At 44.6% G+C, this 16,967-nt stretch carries 13 protein-coding genes and 1 pseudogene; 12 read left to right on the forward strand and 2 right to left on the reverse strand.

Annotation, left to right across the window (positions count from 1 at the left end; all coding sequences use genetic code 11):
• Nucleotide 1: 1 nt before the first annotated feature.
• From trpCF to ACWPOD_RS14810, 4 genes are all read left to right on the forward strand, one after another.
• Nucleotides 2-1,441 carry a bifunctional indole-3-glycerol-phosphate synthase TrpC/phosphoribosylanthranilate isomerase TrpF gene (gene trpCF, locus ACWPOD_RS14795; protein ID WP_456232016.1) on the forward strand — a complete coding sequence of 480 codons (1,440 nt, stop codon included), beginning with the start codon at nt 2-4 and terminating at the stop codon, nt 1,439-1,441.
• Between the two features lie 64 nt (nt 1,442-1,505).
• Nucleotides 1,506-2,696, forward strand: coding sequence for a tryptophan synthase subunit beta (gene trpB / locus ACWPOD_RS14800; RefSeq protein WP_456232017.1), 1,191 nt, complete (start codon nt 1,506-1,508; stop codon nt 2,694-2,696).
• Complete coding sequence (trpA, locus tag ACWPOD_RS14805) at nt 2,696-3,502, forward strand: tryptophan synthase subunit alpha (protein ID WP_456232018.1); 807 nt, start codon at nt 2,696-2,698, stop codon at nt 3,500-3,502. The genes trpB and trpA overlap by 1 nt, the downstream gene beginning before the upstream one ends.
• A gap of 201 nt (nt 3,503-3,703) precedes the next feature.
• Nucleotides 3,704-4,399 (forward strand): Crp/Fnr family transcriptional regulator, encoded by a 696-nt coding sequence (locus ACWPOD_RS14810; RefSeq protein ID WP_006743300.1) that lies wholly within the window; start codon nt 3,704-3,706, stop codon nt 4,397-4,399.
• A 125-nt stretch (nt 4,400-4,524) separates the two neighbouring features.
• On the opposite strand, the pseudogene ACWPOD_RS14815 reads toward ACWPOD_RS14810, so the two are convergent.
• Nucleotides 4,525-6,067 (reverse strand): annotated as a pseudogene (locus ACWPOD_RS14815) (long-chain-fatty-acid--CoA ligase).
• Between the two features lie 545 nt (nt 6,068-6,612).
• Here ACWPOD_RS14815 and ACWPOD_RS14820 point away from each other — a divergent pair.
• The 8 genes from ACWPOD_RS14820 (at nt 6,613) to gspS2 (ending at nt 14,297) form a co-directional block, all read left to right on the forward strand.
• Nucleotides 6,613-7,872: a dicarboxylate/amino acid:cation symporter gene (locus tag ACWPOD_RS14820; RefSeq protein ID WP_012841620.1), complete on the forward strand. Its 1,260-nt coding sequence runs from the start codon at nt 6,613-6,615 to the stop codon at nt 7,870-7,872.
• 155 nt (nt 7,873-8,027) lie between these two features.
• Nucleotides 8,028-9,212: an acyl-homoserine-lactone synthase gene (locus ACWPOD_RS14825; protein ID WP_167426409.1), complete on the forward strand. Its 1,185-nt coding sequence runs from the start codon at nt 8,028-8,030 to the stop codon at nt 9,210-9,212.
• Nucleotides 9,205-11,745: a quorum-sensing autoinducer 1 sensor kinase/phosphatase LuxN gene (gene luxN / locus ACWPOD_RS14830; RefSeq protein WP_005392853.1), complete on the forward strand. Its 2,541-nt coding sequence runs from the start codon at nt 9,205-9,207 to the stop codon at nt 11,743-11,745. Before ACWPOD_RS14825 ends, luxN begins: the two co-directional genes overlap by 8 nt.
• Nucleotides 11,746-11,856: 111 nt before the next feature.
• Entirely contained in the window at nt 11,857-12,099 is a 243-nt protein-coding gene (locus ACWPOD_RS14835) for a hypothetical protein (RefSeq protein ID WP_005392851.1), read from the forward strand.
• A gap of 203 nt (nt 12,100-12,302) precedes the next feature.
• Entirely contained in the window at nt 12,303-12,866 is a 564-nt protein-coding gene (locus ACWPOD_RS14840) for a septation protein A (protein ID WP_005392849.1), read from the forward strand.
• A gap of 227 nt (nt 12,867-13,093) precedes the next feature.
• Nucleotides 13,094-13,489, forward strand: coding sequence for an acyl-CoA thioester hydrolase YciA (yciA, locus tag ACWPOD_RS14845; protein ID WP_005392848.1), 396 nt, complete (start codon nt 13,094-13,096; stop codon nt 13,487-13,489).
• A gap of 115 nt (nt 13,490-13,604) precedes the next feature.
• Nucleotides 13,605-13,901 carry a YciI family protein gene (locus ACWPOD_RS14850; RefSeq protein ID WP_005392847.1) on the forward strand — a complete coding sequence of 99 codons (297 nt, stop codon included), beginning with the start codon at nt 13,605-13,607 and terminating at the stop codon, nt 13,899-13,901.
• Between the two features lie 3 nt (nt 13,902-13,904).
• Nucleotides 13,905-14,297 carry a GspS/AspS pilotin family protein gene (gene gspS2 / locus ACWPOD_RS14855; protein WP_048625727.1) on the forward strand — a complete coding sequence of 131 codons (393 nt, stop codon included), beginning with the start codon at nt 13,905-13,907 and terminating at the stop codon, nt 14,295-14,297.
• Nucleotides 14,298-14,431: 134 nt separating this feature from the next.
• Here gspS2 and metE read toward each other — a convergent pair whose 3' ends face one another.
• Entirely contained in the window at nt 14,432-16,714 is a 2,283-nt protein-coding gene (metE, locus tag ACWPOD_RS14860) for a 5-methyltetrahydropteroyltriglutamate--homocysteine S-methyltransferase (RefSeq protein ID WP_167426408.1), read from the reverse strand.
• Nucleotides 16,715-16,967 lie beyond the last annotated feature (253 nt).

The following is a 16,967-nucleotide window of genomic DNA, read 5'->3' on the forward strand; positions in this document are numbered from 1 at the left end:
GATGACTGACTTCAACACTCAGCAAGCTGACAACCTGTCTGAACACGTTTCTAAGAAAGAAGCAGAAATGGCAGAAGTACTGGCAAAAATTGTCCGCGACAAATATCAGTGGGTAGCAGACCGTAAGGTGTCTCAACCGCTAAGCACATTTCAGTCTGATCTGCTGCCATCGGACCGCAGCTTCTACGATGCACTGAGTGGCGAAAAGACAGCATTCATCACCGAATGTAAGAAGGCGTCTCCTTCCAAAGGTTTGATTCGTGATCACTTCGACTTGGATTACATTGCATCGGTTTACAACAACCATGCTGATGCAATTTCAGTATTAACAGACGAGAAATACTTCCAAGGTAACTTTGACTTTCTTCCTCAAGTGCGTGATCAAGTCAAACAACCGGTTCTGTGCAAAGACTTCATGGTAGATACCTACCAAGTTTACCTAGCGCGTCATTACAGTGCTGATGCCGTGCTACTGATGCTTTCTGTCCTGAATGACGAAGAGTACAAAGCGCTAGAAGAAGCAGCACACGGCCTGAACATGGGCATTCTGACCGAAGTCAGCAACGAAGAAGAGCTTCATCGTGCCGTTAAGCTAGGCGCACGCGTTATCGGCATCAATAACCGTAACTTGCGCGACCTAAGTACTGATTTGAATCGTACTAAAGAACTGGCACCGACAATTCGCGAATTAGCACCAAACGCGACCGTGATTTCAGAGTCTGGCATTTATACGCATCAACAAGTTCGTGATTTAGCGGAATACGCAGACGGCTTCTTGATTGGTAGTTCGCTGATGGCGGAAGACAACCTTGAACTTGCAGTACGTAAAGTGACGTTAGGCGAAAACAAAGTGTGTGGCTTAACGCATCCAGATGATGCAGCAAAAGCATATCAAGCTGGCGCGGTATTTGGTGGCCTGATTTTTGTCGAGAAGTCGAAGCGTGCGGTTGACCTTGAGGGTGCTCGCTTAACCATGAGCGGTGCTCCACTGAATTACGTTGGCGTTTTCCAAAATCACGATATCGATTTTGTTGCTTCTGTCGTGACCTCTTTGGGTTTAAAAGCAGTTCAGCTGCACGGTCAAGAAGACCAAGCTTACGTAAACCAACTCAAAGCCGAACTGCCAACAACAGTAGAAATTTGGAAAGCTTACGGCGTGACTGATGCGAAGCCAGAACTACTTGCAGACCACATTGACCGCCATCTATTAGATGCGCAAGTTGGCACTCAAACTGGCGGAACCGGTCAAGTGTTCGACTGGTCACTGATCGGCGACCCAAGCCAAATTATGCTAGCGGGCGGACTGTCGCCAGAAAATGCTCAACAAGCAGCGGCACTAGGTTGCTTGGGATTAGATTTAAACTCTGGTGTAGAAAGTGCGCCAGGCAAAAAAGATTCACAGAAGTTGCTCGCGGCATTCACCGCCATTCGCAACTACTAAAGCTGGATATCAGCTAAAAAATTTAAAGCTATTCGTAGCGAAAAATACGAGAAGGAATATAACGATGGCAAAACTGAATGCCTACTTTGGCGAATACGGCGGTCAGTACGTTCCGCAAATTCTAGTTCCAGCACTGGAGCAACTAGAGCAAGCGTTTATCGACGCGCAAGAAGATCCAGAATTCCGCAGCGAATTCATGACACTTCTTCAAGAGTATGCGGGCCGTCCAACGGCTTTAACTCTAACTCGTAACCTAACCAAAGGTACGAAAACCAAACTGTACCTAAAACGTGAAGACCTGCTTCACGGTGGCGCGCACAAGACCAACCAAGTGTTAGGTCAAGCTCTGCTTGCGAAACGCATGGGTAAAAACGAAATCATCGCAGAAACCGGCGCAGGTCAACACGGCGTAGCAACTGCACTAGCGTGTGCGCTACTTGGCCTGAAATGTCGTGTTTACATGGGTGCAAAAGACGTTGAACGTCAAAGCCCGAACGTATTCCGTATGAAACTCATGGGTGCAGAAGTAATTCCGGTTCACTCAGGTTCAGCAACACTTAAAGACGCATGTAACGAAGCGCTACGCGACTGGTCTGCAACTTATGAAGACGCGCACTACCTACTAGGTACAGCGGCAGGTCCTCACCCATTCCCAACCATCGTGCGTGATTTCCAACGAATGATCGGTGAAGAAACTAAGAATCAGATTTTGGCACGTGAAGGTCGTCTTCCTGACGCCGTTATCGCGTGTGTGGGCGGCGGTTCAAACGCGATTGGTATGTTTGCTGACTTCATCGAAGAAGAAAGCGTTCGCCTAATTGGGGTTGAGCCAGCAGGTAAAGGTATCGATACAGACCTACACGGTGCACCACTTAAACATGGCAAAACGGGCATCTTCTTTGGTATGAAAGCGCCATTGATGCAAGATCCAAACGGCCAAGTTGAGGAGTCTTACTCTGTATCTGCGGGTCTTGATTTCCCTTCAGTTGGTCCACAGCACGCACACCTAAACGCAATTGGCCGTGCAGAATACGACAACGTAACTGACGACGAAGCGCTCGAGGCATTCCAAGAACTGGCTCGCAGCGAAGGGATCATCCCAGCTCTAGAGTCTTCTCACGCTCTAGCTCATGCATTGCGCATGGCTCGTGAGAATCCTGAGAAAGAACAACTATTGGTCGTAAACCTATCTGGTCGTGGTGACAAAGACATCTTCACCGTACACGCCATCCTAGAAGAAAAAGGAGTGATTTAATGAGCCGTTATGCAAAGATGTTTGAGCGCCTAAACGAGAAAAACCAAGGCGCGTTTGTACCGTTCGTAACGGTTTGCGATCCAAACGCAGAGCAATCTTACAAGATCATGGAAACCCTCGTTGAGTCTGGCGCAGACGCCCTTGAACTTGGTATTCCATTTTCAGATCCGCTTGCAGATGGCCCAACCATCCAAGGCGCTAACATTCGTGCGCTAGATTCAGGCGCTACACCAGATATCTGCTTTGAACAAATTGGTAAGATTCGTGCTAAATACCCAGTTCTGCCTATTGGCCTTCTGATGTACGCGAACCTAGTTTACTCACGCGGTGTCGAAAACTTCTACGAGCGCTGTGCAAAAGCAGGCATCGATTCTGTTTTGATTGCAGACGTACCAACCAATGAAAGTGCAGAGTTTGTTGCAGCAGCAGAGAAGTTTGGTATTCACCCAATCTTCATCGCACCGCCAACGGCAAGTGACGAAACACTGAAGCAAGTATCAGAACTGGGTGGTGGCTACACTTACTTGCTTTCTCGTGCTGGCGTGACAGGCGCAGAGACAAAAGCAAATATGCCAGTTGGTCACATGTTAGATAGATTAAACCAGTTCGATGCACCACCAGCGCTGCTTGGCTTCGGTATTTCTGAACCAGCACAGGTGAAACAAGCAATAGAGTCTGGCGCTGCAGGGGCCATCTCCGGCTCAGCTGTGGTGAAAATCATTGAAGCGAATGTCGAGCAGCCACAAATTATGCTCGATAAACTTGGTGATTTTGTGTCAGCGATGAAAGCTGCCACTCAGAAATAATTTCCATTTGATGTAACGCTATAGCGCCCGCTTAACATTCTGTTTAGCGGGCGTTTTCTTGTATGGCGTTTATACCATATCATTTTTTATTCAACGCCCGCACTTTCCAAACCAATCTAAAGCAGAGCAATCAAAGAGTGATAAACTTTGCCACTTAACCAGCACAAATAATAACTAGAGCAGGATGCAGTAAGGTTGCACATGGAAGAAGTCAAAGCATTATTAGCCAAATGTCCTGTATTATCAGGGCTGCCCGAGAAAGGACTTAGTGAAGCAGCACAAATAGCTAAAGTTCGCTGTTTCGACGAAAAAGCACTGATTTGCAATAAAGGGGAACCTCAATCTTCTCTTATGGTCATTGCACAGGGTGCCGTACGAATTAATTCGATGAGTTCAAAAGGCAAAGAAGTCACATTAATGATTTTCGAGGCAGGAGGCTGGTTTGGAGACAATGTTTTTTCTCCCGGCATGCCCCGTATTTTTGGCGCAACCGCGCATTCGGGCGTGACCTTACTGGAACTACCTGGTGATAAATTTCGCCAATTACTCGCCAAATATCCTCAAAGTTACCCTACGATTCTCGACTTACTTAGCCGCCGCTTATGGTCTGCCATTTCAGTTATCGAAGATGATGCGATTAGAGGAATCGAAGAGCGGATTGCAAGAAGATTGCTGTTGCTTGCTGAATACCAACACAACCAAGCTATCAATACTCAGCCGTGTGTCGTGAGAGTGACTAGAGAGCATATCGCCAACATGATGGGGCTAACTCGTCAAAGTGTTCATAAAGTACTAAAAAATTTGGAGAGTATTGGGATGCTAGAACTGAAATATGGTTCAGTGACCATTACCAATCCAAAACGCTTAGAAGCGCACATAAAACAACTCGAACAATAGATCAAACAGATAGTTCATGTGTACACGCTAGCGAGAGATTGCCATCTTCTGTTCCTTAGTAACCAGGCGCACAACACCACTCGCTCTAGGCAAGTGGCGCTGTGACGAGAAGTTCATTGAATTGACTAAGCCACATTCAATTCAGATTTCAACTCACGTTTCAAAATCTTTCCTGTTGCACTCATCGGGAGATGCTCACGAATTTCAACATAACGAGGATATTTAAAAGAGGCTAACTGCTCTTTGCCCCACTTTTGTAATGTTTCCGCGTCAATGTACTCTCCCGGTTTAAGCACAACGTAAGCCTTTATCTCTTCGCCATACTCTTCATTTGGAATCCCTATCACCGCTACCATTAAGATTGCAGGATGAGTCATAAACACTTCTTCAATTTCTCTAGGGTAAACGTTAAATCCACCTCGAATGATCAGATCTTTCATTCTATCGACGATAAATAGATTACCTGAACTGTCAAAACGGCCAACATCACCAGTATGGAACCAGCCATTTTGTAGCGCGGATTCAGTAACTTCCGGGCGGTCAAGGTATCCCTTCATAACATTATGCCCACGCACAACAATCTCACCTTCTTCACCGATCGGTAGCGCATTGCCTTCAATGTCGACAACTTTTACTTCAACGCCTTGAATCGCTTGGCCTACCGATCCTGGTATACGTTCCTGATCTAAATGATTAAAACATGCAATAGGACTTGTTTCTGATAACCCGTATCCTTCAAGAATTGGGACATTAAATTGTTCCTCAAAGGATCTAAAGATTTCGGTTGGCAACGGGGCTCCACCGCTGATAGCAACACGTAGTGAGGATGTATCAAATTGGTGCTGGACATGAAGCAAGCCCGATATACATCGTTGGCACTCCAGCAAACAACGTCACTTTGTGTTTTTCCATCAGCTCAAGAACATATTTAGGCTCAAACCTAGGCACTAACACCAAGGTTGCCCCGCCCAAAACACTGGCATTTAAGTGGACGGTTTGACCAAAGGTATGAAATAAAGGCAAAGTTACTAAGTGAATATCATCGGCCTGGCTGCCCATAATGTTTTGTGCCACCAGAGCATTCATTATGATGTTCTGCTGCGTCAGTTCAGCTCCTTTTGGTAAGCCTGTCGTCCCTGATGTATACAAAATAACACAAGTATCATCCGCATTACGCGGTACATAATCTGACAATGGTTCTGCATCCGCTATAAACGCATTGAGAGTTGGCACACCATTCCATTCGTTTTCAACTTGCGATTGAGTCATCACGACCATATTTTCACATATATCAGCCTGCTCAAACGCTTTAACCCCCTCTTTTGCCATTGGCAGTTCTGCTGTCCCTTCAAAACAGAAGTAAAACTTCGCTTTTGAATCTTCTAAGTGATACTTAATTTCTCGCGCTTTCAAAAGCACATTTAATGGGACAGCAACCGCGCCAGCTTTTTGTATCGCATAATAAACAAACGCGAAAAAAGGAATGTTTGGGCATGAGAGCGCAATACGATCGCCCGGAACGACCCCTTTGTTGATTAAAGATGCCGCGATCTTTCCGGTAATCGCATCAAACTGCGCATAAGTTATCTCGACATCACCACATATCAACGCCGTCTTATCTGGTTTACTCGCAGCATTTCTTTGTAATGCAGCAGCAAGATTCATCATAATCGCTTCACCTCTTACTTGTTGATTTTCGTTTTATCGGCTCGGGAGCATTAACAGAGAGAGCACTCCCCTACACTAAAATGTTGGTACTTAATATTTGTTTTGCCATTTTTGATTAACATTATGTTTACAATGCAATCAAAACTAAGAATGTAAAACAATTAACATTTCACAAAGCTAATTGGTAAAAGTGTGAGCTTGAAAGAACTTAATTGTTATAAATATCAATCCAAGTCACGCAAGACGCAGACTACGCTCGCAAAACACAAAACTCATCTCAGTTAACAAAAAATAAACAAGAAAAAGAAATAAACAAAAATAATTACACAGCTAATAGGCATAACAAAAATCAATAGCAAACGTTTGCCATTGAACAAAACTTTATCGTTCGTCAATAAAATATCGATTAATCCATCAATAATACCTTGCTGCATATTGCCAATTGTAAACGATAAGTGTAAAAAGCAAGGCGAGATAATTATCCATAAAACCATTTATGGTTAGTGGGTAATTTTAGGATTTTACATTTTATTAGCACAGAGGTTATGGAAGTGTTAAAAGAAAAGAGTTTGCTAAACAACATTGGCGTACAAGTCGTAATCGCCATGATCGTGGGCACAGCCGTTGGTGCCATGATGGGTCATGATGCGACAGTGTTCGCTCCTTTAGGTGCTATCTTTATCAACTTAATCAAAATGTTGGTTATTCCTTTGGTCGCTGTAGCCTTGATTTCTGGCGCCGCTGGTCTTGGGAACAGCCAGTCAGCAGGCAAAGTTGGCATCGTCACTCTAGGTTATTTCGGTTTAACATCCGCCCTAGCCGTTGCGCTTGCACTATTTATGGGTGAAGTATTCCAACCAGGCATGGGGATCGACGTCTCTGGCGTTGAAGGCATGTTCTCAGCAGAATACGCTTCAAAAGGTGAATTACCTACTTTCTGGGCAACCATCACTGGTATGATCCCAACCAACGTTTTCCAATCACTAAATGAAGCAAACATCCTACAGATCCTCGTTTTCTGTATGTTCTTTGGTATTGCAATTTCTAAGCAAGCAAAAGAGCGTCGTGAGCCAATCATTAATGGTGTTAACTGCATCGTTGACGCAATGGTTTGGATGATCAACAAAGTGATGATCATTGCCCCTATCGGCGTGTTCGGTCTAATGGCAGAAGCAGTCGGTACATTCGGTTTTGGCGCACTAATGGTGGTATTCAAACTGTTCGTTGTTTACGTTGCCGCAATCCTAATCTTCGGTTTCGTTGTTTACCCAGCAATGGTGCATATTTTCACCAAGACATCAGCGAAGAAGTTCCTGTCTTCAATGAAAAAGCCACAAGCTGTTGCGCTTTCAACGGCCTCTTCTATGGCAACACTGCCTGTCACAATGGACACCTGCGAAAAAGAACTGGGCGTAAAAAATTCAACCGCGTCATTTGTTCTGCCTCTAGGCGCAACGATCAACATGTCAGGTAATGCGATTTACTATGGCTTGGTTGCTATCTTCTTTGCTCAACTGTTCAATATCGACCTAGGTATGGGCGCTTACATTGCAATTATCGTAACGTCTACATTGGGTGCGGTTGGTCAAGCGGGTGTTCCTGGTCCTTCTTTCCTAGTGGTTGCCGTACTTCTTGCCGCTGGCATTCCAATTGAAGGTCTACCACTGCTATTCGCTCTTGACCGTATTTTCGATATGATTCGTACAGCACTAAACATCACTGGTGATGCAGCATGTGCAGTTATCGTTGATGCGCTAATAGAAGAGGAAGCGGCAGAAGCTGAGCTTAAAAAGCAAGAAGCTTAGTCCTTTCTCGAATGAACTAAAAACCGCTCACTATGAGCGGTTTTTTTGTCTTTTCTTGCATTACGTAACTATATAAATAGAAACCAATAGCATAAATTTATCAAAATGATATAAACCATTACAAAATATAAAAAACGTCAGAACTAGGTTATATCATGAGTCTTAAGCTGTCTTTGGAGCCCCTCGCCAGTACAGATTTGCCGATCGAGTCAAAACAACAGGCGCTGGTTGACACGGTTCTTCTTACTCTTACACCGCAAGAAAGGTCTTCTCTTTTTCAACAAGTTGCTTTGTATAGAATAAAGCTTCTTAGATCCCTCTTTCCTAAATACGCATCTAAGAGTCTGTCCGTACTGTTTGAATTAATAGATTATCGAGATTTAGTACAGCAGTATCCAACGCCTTTCTCCGAAGAGGCGCTCTTAATTGAACAAATTGCCGCAGATTGTTACCCGCATTGGATGGTTTTCTGGTGTGAATGTGAGATTGCTGCGATCAAGCAAAAGCACCCTTTAAATGAAGCGACAAGACCAACTCAGCTCTCGTTTGACGACCGCGACTATTCAAGCATATTGATCGAAGATATTGCCGAATGTGACCTAAAGGTAACACTGCCGAATCACGCTGCATTAATGCCGATTTCCGAAGCAATCACACTGAGCAACCTTGAGCTCTTCGTCCAAACTGAACAATGGTTTGAGATATTGCCTCTATTATCACTCTCGCAGAAAGGTCAACACTTTGTGCTATTGTTCAAGCAGTCATCTACACCAATCATGGTCTCCTCCGCTTTGGTGCAAAACTGGCACCAAAGAAATACCTGGCTCAGCTATTCATTACCATTTAGTAGTGAGCAATGGCAGTTTTGCCTTCCTGATTATGGCTACATTACTCTTAATCAATTAGGCCTTTGGGGAGGTAACGCTCTAACTCGCCAACGGACTCTTATTGAATTTGATGCACAGTTCCAATCTCACTTGAAAAACACTGAAGCGGTTTGCGAAGTGCTGCGTCTGACAGTGGGTGGCAACATCCAACAAAAACTGTACTTTTTGTATTTGGCACAAAAAGCATTGATGAGTGAGCTATATAAAGCAGGCTATAAGCTCAGCTTTACCATTATTGAACAAATATTTATGTTAAATTTCTATCAATCTATTGATTTAGAGGCCTACTTTCACTCAGGATACCGCGACATTAACGGTGACGGTACCAAGACATACCGCGGTTTCTGGAATTTAGGTATGATGGTTGAAGCATTTCAAGACATACAGTTTCGCGACTACAAACACCGCGTACGAACAAAAAGAATTGATGAAAAGGTGAATGAACATGCTTGATATTCATCTTCACGGCCTTTTTTATCCAAAAGCAATGACGCTATACGCTACTGTACTGGTGGTATTCGCTTGGTTGTTATATTACTGCTATCGCCTAAAACAGAAGAGTGAAACGATTTTAGGCTCGCATCATGCGCCGTACATTGCTTATTCTAGTTGCATCATCGTTTGGATCAGCAGCAATGCATACTTCCATACCGATTTATTGCCGGAGTTGGGCTCCGCTGGCGGTATTTTTATGGCTAAGTTGGCGAACTTGGCGTCATTCTTTGCCTTTGCATTCGCGTTCTATTTTTCTTGCCAGCTAGCGGCTGATATCAAAAAAACTGCGGTCAAAGCCTGGCAAAAAATCATCTTTGTGGCACTAGCAACGTACTCGCTTTACATCAACTTAGTACCAAACCTTACTGTCGAAAATGTCACCATTAGCGGTCCAAGCCAGTTCGTGATCGAGTTTGGTCCCCATACCTCATATTTCTTTATTAGTTTGCTGACATTTGTGGTATTAACCCTGCTGAACTTGATTACCATGCGAGCGAACAGCAGCAAACTCACGCTGGCAAAAAGTAACTATATGATCGCCGGCATTTTGGTCTTCATGTTATCAACTGCAGTGATACACCTTGGAATGACTTACTTCCTTGGTGACTTTTCCTTAACCTGGTTACCACCAGCACTTTCAATTAGTGAAATGTTGTTTGTAGGCTATGCCCTGCTTACCTCTCGCTTTTATAGCGCTAAATACCTCACATACTTAACCGTTAGCGCGCTGTTTGTCTGTGCCATTTTCGTCCTCCCGCTGGGCGCAATATTTATTCCTATCTCAGAAGATAACCAATGGCTTGTAGCGGTACCTTTATGCGCACTCATCGGTATCACTTGGCACTTGCTTTACAAACGCGTCAGTCGTTTCGCGTCCTATTTTATTTATGGGAAACGACATACACCCGTTCAACAAATTCTTGGATTAGAAGAGGAATTTAAACGCTCAATAGATGATGCAATGCGCCAGTTAGCAGCGTTACTGAATATACCAAATAATAAATTGCAGCTCGTCACCAGCAGTTACACCGAAACGTTTTATGAAGATTATCTGCCGTCAAGCAAGTCTGTTCTCGTGCTTGATGAACTGTCTGAAGAAATTGATTATGCCTCCTCGTCTAAAGGCTCAATGCGCAAGCTCTACGAACGTATGCGATCCAGCAATACGGCGCTCGTAATGCCTCTTTTTGGTCGTGGAAAGTCCGTTACGCACTTACTGATTTCTTCACACAAAATGGATAATAAGCTGTTTTCTAATGAAGAAATTTCAGCATTGCAAACCTTATTAGTTCGCATCCAGAGCACTATCGAGGCCGATAGAAAAGTACGCCAAAGCCGTGCGCTCGCTAACTCTATTGCGCATGAAATGCGTAACCCTCTCGCTCAAGTGCAATTACGATTTGAAGCTTTAAAACAGCATATCGAATCAAACGCTTCACTTGAGACGTTAAAGAGTGAGATTGATAAAGGAGAAGCAGCGATTCAGCGTGGTCGCCAACTTATCGACATTATTTTGCGAGAAGTAAGCGACAGCTCACCTGAGCACGAACCCTTAACTATTACGTCTATACATAAAGCTGTCGATCAAGCGGTCAGCCGTTATGGCTTTGAAAACGATCAAATAATTGAAAGGATCAATCTGCCCCAAGAGCACGATTTTGTCGCGAAATTAAACGAAACTCTGTTTAACTTTGTCATTTTCAATTTGATTCGCAATGCTATCTACTATTTTGATTCTTATCCCGATAGTCAAATTGAGATTCGCAGCCAAACGGGGGCCTACGAAAACATTCTGGTCTTCCGAGATAGTGGCCCTGGCATAGATAGCAGTATCTTACACAAGATATTTGACGACTTCTTCTCGTATCAAAAAAGTGGCGGCAGCGGCCTTGGCTTGGGCTACTGTCAACGCGTTATGCGCTCTTTTGGCGGACGAATTGAGTGCCAGTCTGAATTGGGCGAATTTACTGAGTTCTACTTGTACTTCCCGGTCGTCCCAAACGCACCCAAACCAGAGACGTTGAGAACACCGGACTTCAATGGCTGGAAAGTAAATGCACCACATTCTGAACCTCGCACAGACCAACACGTACAAGTAAGTAACGATGCACCAACAGTGCTCATTGTTGATGACAAAGAGGTGCAGCGTACTTTGGTTCAAATGTACTTAAAAAGGCTGGGAGTCAACAGCTTACAAGCAAATAATGGCGCTTCTGCGGTGGAGCTATTTCAGTCGCACAAGATTGATTTGGTGCTTATGGATGTACAGATGCCAGTGATGAATGGATTTGACGCAAGCCAACGAATTAAGCAAATTGCGTCTTCCGTTCCGATCATCGCACTATCTGGAGAGTCTGGAGCCAAAGAGCTGGAGCTCATTGCGAAACTCATGGATGACAGACTTGAAAAGCCAACCACGTTAAATGCGCTCCAAACCGTCATCAAGCGCTGGTTGCAACATGAGAGTTTTGCTACTTCCAACACTTTCTAATTTGCGAAGATAAAACTGGCACTAGATGTGCATTACTGAAGTAAATCGAATTATCCAGAGGGTCAAGCAAGCTGCAAATGGTTAGCGGATGAGCTTGATAAGGAGATCGCCATGTTACTTCATCGACACACATACTACGGCTTGATTCATCATGGAATCAAAGCACTACTACTCGATCGCTTAGGCCACTATACAGAAGAAGAATACCATCAGTATTTGAGCCTAATGACCGGCAAATCCACTTGCTTTACGATGTCTCTCGAAGAGCTTGAAGCAACCGTTGATAACCTGTTACGTGAAGGCTATTTAGAAGATGTCAAAACGCTTATTTCTCAATATCAACGTGTTGCTTAAATCTTAAATTCTATCAACTCAATTGCCGCTTTATCGCGGCAATTTTTATGCCTTCGATTTACTACTTCATCTTTGCGAAATGTTGCTTGTTGTATCATTCAGTCAGGGGATTACTTCTCTTACCTCTAACCTTGACGGTATTCACATCTTGTCAGATTCCGTTAGACTGTCTTCAATTCACTAATTAGGTAGATTTTGCCACCATGAAGCAAATCCTAGATTTTATCCCACTCATCGTCTTCTTCGCTTTGTACAAGATGTACGACATCTACGCAGCAACAGGAGCGCTGATCGTTGCAACGGCAATTCAGCTTGTCGTCACCTATGCTCTGTATAAAAAAGTCGAGAAAATGCAGCTAATTACGTTCGTTATCGTGACGATATTTGGCAGCATGACCCTTTTCTTCCACGACGACAATTTCATAAAATGGAAAGTCACCATCATTTATGTGATTCTAGCTATCGGTTTAGCAGCGAGTCACGCAATGGGGAAATCAGCCATTAAAGGCATGTTGGGCAAAGAAATTTCGCTACCTGATGCTATTTGGGCGAAGATCAACTGGGCTTGGGTCGGCTTCTTCTCATTCTTTGCTGGTCTGAACATTTATATCGCTTACGAGCTACCACTGGATGTTTGGGTCAACTTCAAAGTATTCGGAATGTTGATTGCGACATTTGCCTACATGATTGCGACTGGCTTCTACATTTACAAACACATGCCAAAAGAACAAAAAAATAACTCATCCGATGTGTCGACTGATGATTAAAAACTCAGTTTTGCTATAATCCGCGCACTTTGCAGCGACCTTCGGGTCGCTGTTTTGCTCCATGTATCACTAAACCGATCAAACGGCATACCGGAATCAGACCATTCTTGCTGCTGTAAACCAACTTTCTCTGGTCCGGTGTCTGCGGTTTTTTTAAGGACCTTTGGTTCTAGGTATTTACTATGTTGGCGCTTAGTTTGAGCGCCTTTAAGATTTAGGATGTCACAATGAGTCAAGAAATTAGCTCTCCGAGAGGTCAACTGCTGCTTCGTACCCTTGCAATGCCTGCCGATACTAATGCCAATGGCGATATTTTTGGTGGTTGGATTATGTCTCAGCTCGACCTAGCAGGTGCGATTCTGGCCAAAGAGATCTCTTCTGGTCGCGTTGTTACCGTTTCAGTGTCAAGCATTACCTTCAAGAAGCCTGTAGGTGTTGGCGATGTCGTTTGCTGCTATGGCGAATGCACTAAGATTGGTCGCACCTCAATGAGTGTCGATCTGGAAGTATGGGTCAAGCCGGTAAAAGCACACGGTGTCGGCGAGCGCTTCATGGTTTGTGATGCGACTTTCAACTACGTAGCCATTGACAGTGAAGGCAAACCACGCCCGGTTCAGAATTAGTCAACCTACAGCGCTAACTGTTAGAAAGGATCTCACATTTTCTGTTGTTCACTTGTGAGAGACACAAAAAAGGCGTTAAATTAACACTTTACCCTACCAATTAAGGAACTATGCTATGTGGTATGTCATCTTTTCTCAGGACGTCGAGAACTCGCTGGAAAAACGCATGAGCGTTCGCCCGCAACACTTGGAGCGCTTACAAAAGCTTCAAGACGAAGGTCGCCTTCTTACTGCTGGCCCTATGCCTGCGATAGACTCTGACAACCCAGGAGAAGCTGGATTTACGGGCTCGACTGTCATCGCTGAGTTCGCCTCTCTAGAAGACGCTAAAGCGTGGGCAGAAGCCGATCCTTACGTAGCGGCTGGTGTTTACGATAATGTAATCGTGAAACCGTTCAAAAAAGTGTTTTAATTTATGAAAAAATTACTGTGTCTTTTCTTGGCATTTGGTGCGTTAGCGGGCTGTTCATCTACCGATGATAATCAACGCCAGCTTGAGCTATTGGCATCAAACCGAGCGGGAGTCTTGTCCGCAGGTCTCCCTTTGGAATACGGTCCACTGCAGATAATGCGTGTCTCATCCAACAAAAATGTTGTTGAGATGATGATGATTTATAACGATGACGCACTCGGTGCAAAGCCGTTAAATCAAGTACTGAATACCAGTATCTACACCTATTGCAATAACCCGGAAGTTCGTAAGCAAATTGATATGGGCTTAATGTACCGTATTAAAGTGCGTAACTCTCGCGGTCAGTTGATGGCAGATGAGTTGGTTTCCGCGCAAACTTGTACTCAAATGAAATAGCCACAGTGAGTGCGTTTTTTTTCGATACGAGCAATTCATCCGCTATTGCGGGATAGTATAACGACGAAAATGAACGGCTAAGAATAGAAAAACGGAGACAACGGTCTCCGTTTTTATTTGCTAAAAAAGGTGCCTTACGCCAGCTCAGCACGAAGTTTCTTCGCCGCTGACACGAGGTTCGCCAATGCCGATTCCGTCTCTGCCCAGTTACGTGTTTTCAGACCACAGTCTGGGTTCACCCACAAACGTTGTACCGGAATTTTTTCTGCCGCTTTCTTTATTAGGCCTTCAATCCACTCTTCCGTCGGAATGTTTGGTGAGTGAATGTCATAAACACCTGGACCGATTTCATTCGGGTAATTGAACTCTTCAAACGCTTTAAGCAGTTCCATATTTGAGCGTGATGTTTCAATGGTAATCACATCTGCATCGAGCGCCGCGACTGAATCAATGATTTCATTGAACTCGCTGTAACACATGTGAGTGTGAATCTGAGTCTCTGGTTTTGCACTCGCTGCCGAGATCTTAAATACATCCACCGCCCATTCTAAATACGCTTTGTGATCGCGCTTTTTCAACGGCAGACCTTCACGAATCGCAGGCTCATCGATTTGAATGATATTGATGCCTGCATCTTGCAGATCAGAAACCTCATCACGCAGTGCCAGTGCCAGTTGCTGGGCGATTTCTTGACGTGTGATGTCTTCACGCGGGAATGTCCAACATAAAATCGTTACCGGGCCCGTCAGCATACCTTTCATCTGCTTGCTGGTTAGCGATTGTGCGTACGTCGACCATTCCACCGTAATCGGCTTTTCACGCTCAATGTCGGCAACCACAATGGCTGGTTTCACACAGCGAGAGCCATAACTCTGTACCCAACCAAATTTCGTCGTTTGGAAGCCCGCCAAGTTCTCCGCGAAGTATTCTACCATGTCGTTACGCTCAGCTTCACCATGCACAAGCACATCTAGGTCAAGGGCTTCTTGGCGTTTTACGGCATCCGCAATGTGTCCTTTTAGTGCTTGGATATAGTCGGACTCAGATAACTGGCCAGTGCGATAAGCGCTGCGCTGAACACGAATTTCACCCGTTTGAGGGAAAGAACCGATTGTCGTGGTTGGCAACAGAGGCAAGCCCAATACTTCAGCTTGATGCGCAGCACGCTCCGCGTAAGGTGCGCTGCGCTCGGCAAGTGACGCAGTAATACTGTTTAAACGTGCTTGAACTTGTGGCTTATTCACATGCGTTGCCGTTTTACGTGCTTTGATTGGCTGGCTGTAGGTATCACAAGCGAGAATCGCATCTTGATCACCATCGAGTGCGTGGCCAAGCAAGGCGACTTCTGTTACTTTTTGTTTTGCGAACGCAAACCAGCTTTTCACTTCCTCACTGAGTTCTGTTTCCAGTTCCAGATCAACCGGGCTATGTAGCAAAGAGCATGAGCTCGCAACCCAAAGGTTGTCGCCCAGTTTTTCTTTTACTGGCTGTAGACGTTCAAGTTGCGCACTCAAATCCGAGCGCCACACGTTACGACCGTTGACCACGCCAGCAGACAGCACCCAACCCTCCGGTAGTTTGGCAACCACGTCGTCAAGCTGCTGAGGCGCGGCAGATAAATCGATATGTAAACCATCCACTGGTAGCTTTACAATTTTGTCTAGCGTATCGCTTATAGAGTCAAAGTACGTCGTTAGCAGCACTTTTACATCGCTTCGAATCACTTGGTACGCTAGCTTGAACGCATCAGCCCACTGACTTTCAAGCTCTAGTGACAAAATTGGCTCATCAATCTGAACCCACTCAACACCTTGACTCGCGAGCTTTGCCAAAATAGCTTGGTAAGCCGTAAGCAATCGTGGCAGTAGCGTCAGGCGATCGAATCCTTCTTCTACCTCTTTACCTAAGTAAAGATAACTGACTGGGCCAAGCAAAACTGGCTTCACTTTATGCCCAGCTTGGGTTGCTTCGTTGACTTCTTCAAACAGTTGAGGCCAGCTCACTTCAAATGTATCGTCCTTGCTAAATTCAGGTACGATGTAGTGGTAGTTTGTGTTGAACCATTTAGTCATATCCGATGCTGCAGCGCCCGCACAGCCGCAACCCGCTTGAGATTGACCGCGACCCACTTTGAATAGCGTATCCAAATCAGGGAAACCGTCTGCGTGACGTTTTGGCACGTGACCCAGTAACAACGTGGTCGTCAGTACATGATCGTACCAAGCAAAATCGCCAGCGGTGGTAAAACTCAAGCCAGCATCTGTTTGCGTTTGCCAGTTTTTAGCGCGCAGATCTTCCCCAACCTTTTTAAGCTCTGCTTGACCAATTTCTCCGCGCCAGTATTTTTCCTGAGCGAATTTTAATTCTCGTTTTTCACCGATGCGTGGATAACCTAGTACGTGCGTTGTTGTAGCCATGTCCCTATTCCTTTTTCAATCTTGTTCAATTTGTTTGGGTCAGAGTATCTTTCGTCATAAAAGATGTCTGGATGGCTAAACTATCGCTCTCATCTGCGGTTTGAACAACGTCCATTTATTCAACTTGTTTATTAAAAAAATTCATCATGAGGAGACATGATTCGCAAATAAACACAACAAATAGACGTCTAGACGTTTACATATCCATTTTTTGTCGTTAAGTTATTTATACGATTGCTATTCTGTTCATAGC

The organism is Vibrio sp. JZG120 (genome assembly GCF_053890955.1).